The sequence below is a fragment of the Streptomyces sp. SID5785 genome, assembly GCF_009870065.1.
Classification (GTDB): Bacteria; Actinomycetota; Actinomycetes; order Streptomycetales; family Streptomycetaceae; genus Streptomyces.
Genome location: NZ_WWIA01000180.1, coordinates 1 through 5,577, shown reverse-complemented (window position 1 = coordinate 5,577; position 5,577 = coordinate 1). Strand labels below are relative to the sequence as shown.

The 5,577-nt window shown below is 73.6% G+C and carries 4 protein-coding genes; 1 reads left to right on the top strand and 3 read right to left on the bottom strand.

Features of this window, described 5'->3' with window-relative positions:
* On the top strand, window positions 1-2,055 hold a 2,055-nt coding region (locus tag GTW43_RS05525), incomplete at its 5' end, for a helix-turn-helix transcriptional regulator (RefSeq protein ID WP_161300489.1).
* Here the strand turns inward: GTW43_RS05525 and GTW43_RS05520 are convergent.
* The 3 genes from GTW43_RS05520 to GTW43_RS05510 all read right to left on the bottom strand — a co-directional run.
* Window positions 2,050-2,736, bottom strand: coding sequence for a triacylglycerol lipase (locus tag GTW43_RS05520; RefSeq protein ID WP_161300488.1), 687 nt, complete (start codon window positions 2,734-2,736; stop codon window positions 2,050-2,052). The two genes, GTW43_RS05525 and GTW43_RS05520, sit on opposite strands and share 6 nt — an antisense overlap.
* A gap of 145 nt (window positions 2,737-2,881) precedes the next feature.
* A complete protein-coding gene (locus GTW43_RS05515) occupies window positions 2,882-4,699 on the bottom strand; it encodes an RICIN domain-containing protein (RefSeq protein ID WP_343245911.1) in 1,818 nt (605 codons plus the stop codon).
* A gap of 54 nt (window positions 4,700-4,753) precedes the next feature.
* A partial coding sequence (locus tag GTW43_RS05510) for a hypothetical protein (protein WP_202501079.1) occupies window positions 4,754-5,577 on the bottom strand: 824 nt, incomplete at its 5' end.

Sequence of the window (5,577 nt, the reverse complement as noted above, 5' to 3'; positions counted from 1 at the left end):
GGCTTCGGACTGCCGGGTGCCGTGTCACTCTCCGGCAGCATCGAGGACAGTTTCGAGCGGCGGGTCGACGCCCTGCCCGCACCGGCCAGGACCCTGCTCCTGATCGCGGCCGCCGACCCCTCGGGCGACGCGGCACTCGTCAGGAGAGCGGCGGAGAGGATGGGCGTCTCCCAGGACGCGGCGCTGCCGGCGGCCGACGCGGGTCTCGTCGCGTTCGGCTCCCGGGTGCGCTTCCGGCACCCCCTGGCCCGCTCCGCCGTCTACCGGGGTGCCTCGCCCGACCGCCGGCGCGCGGTGCACCGCGCCCTCGCCGAGACCACCGACCAGGAACTCGACCCGGACCGGTGTGCCTGGCACCGGGCGCAGGCCGCCCCGGGACCGGACGAGCGGGTCGCCGGAGAGCTCGAGCGGTCGGCGGGCCGTGCCCGAGCCCGGGGCGGCCTCGCCGCCGCCTCGGCCTTCCTGAAGCAATCGGCCCTGCTCACACCCGATCTGTCCCGGCGGGCGGGACGGGCCCTCGCCGCCGCGCAGACCGAGATCCAGGCAGGAGCCCTCGACGCGGCGCGGGACCTGCTGGCCATGACCGAACCAGGACCGCTCACGGCTCGCCAGCAGGCGACCGCGGACGTGCTGCGCGCGCGGCTGGCCTTCGTCACCGCCCGCGGCGGCGACGCTCCGGTCCTGCTCCTCCAGGCGGCCAGGGAACTCGCACCCGTCGACGTACCCCTCGCACGCGCCACCTACCTGGACGCGCTCTCCGCCGCGGTCTTCGCCGGCCCCCTCGCCGGCCCCGGAGGAGACGTCCGGGTGGCGGCCCGCGCAGCCCGTCGCGCACCCGCCGCGCATGGCCCCGTCACCGCACCCGACCTCCTGCTCGAAGGCACCGCCGCCGCGCTCGCCGCCGGATACGCGGCGGGAGTTCCCGCGCTGCGCAAGGCACTCGGGTGTTTCGGGCACGGCATGACGGCCGAGGAGGAACTGCGCTGGATGTGGCTGGCCTGCGTCACGGCGATCCGCCTGTGGGACGAGACCGGTTGGGACCGGCTGTCGCTCCGCTACCTTCAACTCGCCCGTGAGACCGGGGCGCTCGGCGAGCTCCCGCTCGCCCTCACCCAGCGCGCGTACTGGCTGCTGTTCACCGGCGACCTGCCCGGCGGGGCCGCGCTCATCGACGAACTGCACGTGGTCAAGGAGGCGACCGGAAGCGGCCTCGCCCCCTACGGCGCGCTGGCGTTGGCGGCGATGCGTGGCGACGAGGCCGGTGTGACAGCCCTCACCGCGGCCACGATCAAGGACGCGACCGAACGAGGTGAGGGCATCGGCATCGTGTTCGCCGAATGGGCACGGGCGCTGGTCGGCAACAGTCTCGGCCGGTACGAGAACGCGACGGCCGCCGGCCGCCGCGCCACCGCCCGGGACGACGACCTGGCCGCGCTGTGCATGCCCCTGCCCGAGCTGGTCGAGGCGGCGACCCGGTGCGGCACGACGGACGTCGCCGTCCGCGCCCACGAGCAGCTCGGCGAGATGGCGCGCGCCGTCGGCACCGACTGGGCCCTCGGCGTGCAGGCCCGCTCACGTGCCCTGCTCGCTCAGGGCGACGCGGCCGAAGCGGCCTACCGCGAAGCGGTCGCACGGTTCGGCAAGACCCGTCTCCGCGTCGACCTGGCCCGCTCCCACCTGGTCTACGGCGAATGGCTGCGCAGGCAGCGCCGCCGCAACGACGCACGTGAGCAGCTGAGAACGGCCCACACGATGCTGCAGGACATGGGCCTGAACGCTTTCGCGGAGCGGGCCGGACGCGAGCTGCGCGCCGCGGGCGGCACCTTCGGCAGGCGCCGTACCCCCGCCGGGGACGGGAGCCTGACGGCACAGGAGGCGCAGATCGCCAGGATGGCCCGTGACGGGCTGTCCAATCCGGAGATCGGGAACCGCCTGTTCATCAGCGCGCGCACGGTGCAGTACCACCTGCGGAAGGTGTTCACGAAACTGGGCATCACCTCGCGGAGTCAGCTCGACAGCGTCCTGGAGTCCGGCCTGCCCACCCGTCCTTCATGACGACGCCAGGAACGCGCGCACGGACTGCGCGACTCCGGCATCGCTGAGCAGGTCGTTGTGGGCCAGGCAGCCCGCATCGGTGTTGGCCGCGCCGGTCAGCGGGACGCTGTCGTCGGGGTCGATGACCTCGTCGCAGCTGGACCGGAGCGTCGCGTACCGGGTCGGGCCCGGGGTCTCGTCGCCCTCGGCGAGCCGGTCCTGGACGTAGCTGCCGGGGGACATGTCACGGCAGGCCTGGTCCCAGGCGGCACACGCCCAGGCGGTGTACGTGCCGTGGTTGGGACCGCCCAGCGAGATCCAGTGCGCCACATGGGCGGTGCCCGAGCCGAACTTCAGGTACCAGCGCGTGGGCAGGCTCCCGTACGAGTGCGCGACGATGTCGACCTGGTCGGCCCCGGTCCGGGCGCGGACGGTGTCCACGTACGCGGCGAACTGCCCGGCCAGCGTCTCGTTGACCGAGGCCGAGGTGTCGTAACTCCACCGGAAGAGACTGCTGTCGGCGTATCCGGCGGCCTTCAGGTCGTCGCTGAGCGAGCCCCACACGCCCGGGTCGGCGTGGTAGCCGTGGACGAGGATCACGGGTCTGTGCTCGGCGTTCGCGGCGCTGCCGGAGGGGGCGGCGGTCAGCAGGCCGGTGAGCGCGGCCAGCGTGGCCAGGACGAGGGTGAGGCGACGGTGCATGGGTCCTCCCGCAATCGGCTGTCGGGGACGGAGTGCAGCGGGATCGTAGGGTGCACGGCTTGAGAGGGACAGAGTCCGTCGGTAGGGGCCACGGGCCTCCTCGGCCCGGACTGCGCGGGGCCGAGGAGGCGCGTGGTGCGGTGGGTCAGTGGCCGCGGGTGAGTCTCAGGGTCTGCTCGGCCGGGGTGCGGGCGTCGCCGACGGGGCTGCCGGTGCGGTCGGTCCAGGAGCGCGTGGGCACCGTCTCGACACGGCGCCCGTTGTCCGCGGACATGCCGATGACGAGGCCGCTGTAGCGGTTGACCAGCTTGTACGTTCCCGTCGTGCGGCCCTGGGCGTCACGGCCCCGGACGACGAACCACTGCTGGCCCACCGTGGGGCCGTCCGCGGGCGCTGCCGTCGCGGTCGGCCCGGCACCCCAGGCGCGGCCCGCGTCGTGCCCGGAGTCGACGCCGAGGAGCTTGCCGGTCGCCGTGTTGGCGATGCGGTACGAGCCGTCGCCGTTCGGCGTGAACGTCCAGCGGGCGTACCGGGCGGGGGAGTGGGCGCCGGTCGAGGTGACGGCGCTGCCGTGGCCGGTCTGGGCCAGGACCCGGCCGTTGCCGCTCGCGATCGTGTAGGACGCGCCGGCGTCGACCGGACGGTCGGGGGCGCCGGTGGTGACGGTGGTGTCGTAGTACTCGCCGTCCGCGCCGCCGGAGCACTGGAACGAGCAGTAGCTGCGGAAGTGCTTGCCGACGATCGTCGAGCTCGTCCTGCTGACCGAGTCGAGCATCCAGCGGTACCAGGAGCCGGAGAGATAGTCGCCCGTGTCGCCGATCAGCCGCCACTTCTGTGTCGCGAGGTTGTCGGTGGCGTAGAAGCGCTGCGGCTGCGTGCTGTCCTGGGTGAGGGCTTCCGGCTGGCCGATGTACAGGCCGAGATGGGCGTTGTAGGACACGTTCATCGTCAACAGGTCGGCCTTGGCGGGCAGTTCACCCGCGGCCTGCTGTTCGGCGACCGAGCCGGCGTTGGCCGGGTCGTAGTCGTGCGCGACGGGGGTGTAGCCCGTGGTGTGCGTGGCGTCGACCGGCTCCATGTTGCTCTCGTGGCCGCCGATCCCGGGCTGGGACCAGGCGCCGTCGTACCACTTCTTCCACGAACCGGGCGCCATCTTGCCGGACATCGGGGCGCGGGCGACGTGTGCGCGGCTGCCGTCGGTCCAGCCGCCCGGGACGCCGCCCTTCGGGATCACCCGGGAGTTGTAGTAGACGTAGAAGTACCCGGAGGCCGTGTCCACGAACAGACGGGGGTCACCGTCGCCGTAGTAGTACGTGTCGTGCGGGAACGCCGCACTGTCGCCGCGGCGCGTGCTGTAGGGCGAGGTGAGGACGTGGTCCTTGATGTCCCACGTGTGGCCCTGGTCCGTGGACACGGCGTAGTCGACGGCGTCGTAGTGCAGGCCGTCGCCGTAGGGGTCCGGGGTGAACTCGTTGTGGACCAGGCCGTACCAGTCGCCGGTGTCGGGGTCGACCCAGACGCCCATGAGGTCGCAGAAGTTCTTCTGGGAGTAGTGGGAGCCGGACGGCGGCGCGCTCGCTTCGCGGCCGGTGGGACTGTTGTTGCAGCGCGAGGTGGTGTCGTCGTTGCGGTCCGCGGAGTCGGCCGGGTCGACGGCCTCGTTGAGGTCCTTGTCCTCGGTGGCGGTGTCGAAGTCCCGGCCGGCGTAGAACATCCACTCACGCGGGTCGCTCGCGCCGTACAGGGCGTGCGCCGACTGGTAGTGGAACGAGCCGTCCTTGTCGATGAAGGGAGAGGCGGGGGCGTCGTCCGGGTGGGTCCACGGACCCTTGTCTCCGACCGAGACCGTGACGGTGCGGGGCGTGCTGTCGGCGGCGGCGGGGACGGACGCCGCCGTCCCGGCCAGCACGGCGCCCACCGCGGCGATCGCCGCGAGGGTTCTTGCTCGGGAACGGGCTGACACGGGTGTTCCTCTCGTAGTCGGCGCACCGGCGGGGTCGGGCCCGCCGGCGGTGGTTCACCACTCGAAGACCGCCCAGCCGCGGTGCGGCAGCGCGGGTTCGAGAGCCCAGCCGTCGTCGTGCGCGACGGCGGCCGCATCGGTGGGCCGGGACAGGGGCGCGAGCAGGGTCGCCCGCCGAAGGCGCCGGGGTGCCGGCAGACGTACGCGGACGTCGGCGGGGTCGCCGCCGCCGTTCGCCGTCGCGAGCCGGTACGTGTCACCGGTCCGCGTCGCGTGGGGGACGAGGTGGGGTCCGCCGTCGACCAGCGGCAGGACCGGGTGGTCTCCCTCGAGGAAGCGGACGGTCGTGTGGAGGAGGCGCTGGCCCTCGTCGCTGCCGGGGAGCTGCGACGGCGCCGTCGCGGCGAGGACGGCCGTGCGCCCGCCGAGACGGTTGACGAAGTGACACCGGCCGACGCCCCAGTCCTGACCGTCCGGGGTCCGGATCCGTGTCAGGACCCGGGTCCCCGGCAGCGGGTGCAGCCGGGCCAGGGCCGGCTGCACGTCGACGCTCAGCAGTGACCCGTCGGGGTGCTCCGACACCTGCTCGATCGCGTACGGTCCCGGCGCGGTCCGGGCGGAGCGGGCCGCGGGCCGCCCCGCCCGGACGCCGATCAGGTCGGCGAATCCGCGCTCGGTGAGGACATGGGCGGCCACGCCGTCGAGGAGCAGGCCCCCGCGCAGCATCTCCCGGAGCTCGTCGTCGGTGAAGGTCAGGGCGAGCCGGCCGAACAGGGCCTGTACCGGGGCCGGGTACGGGGTGACGGGGACGCCGTTGCCGAGCAGGAAGCCGGCGGTGGGGCCGGGGTCGGCGGCGAGGTCGGCCGGAGTGGCCGGCG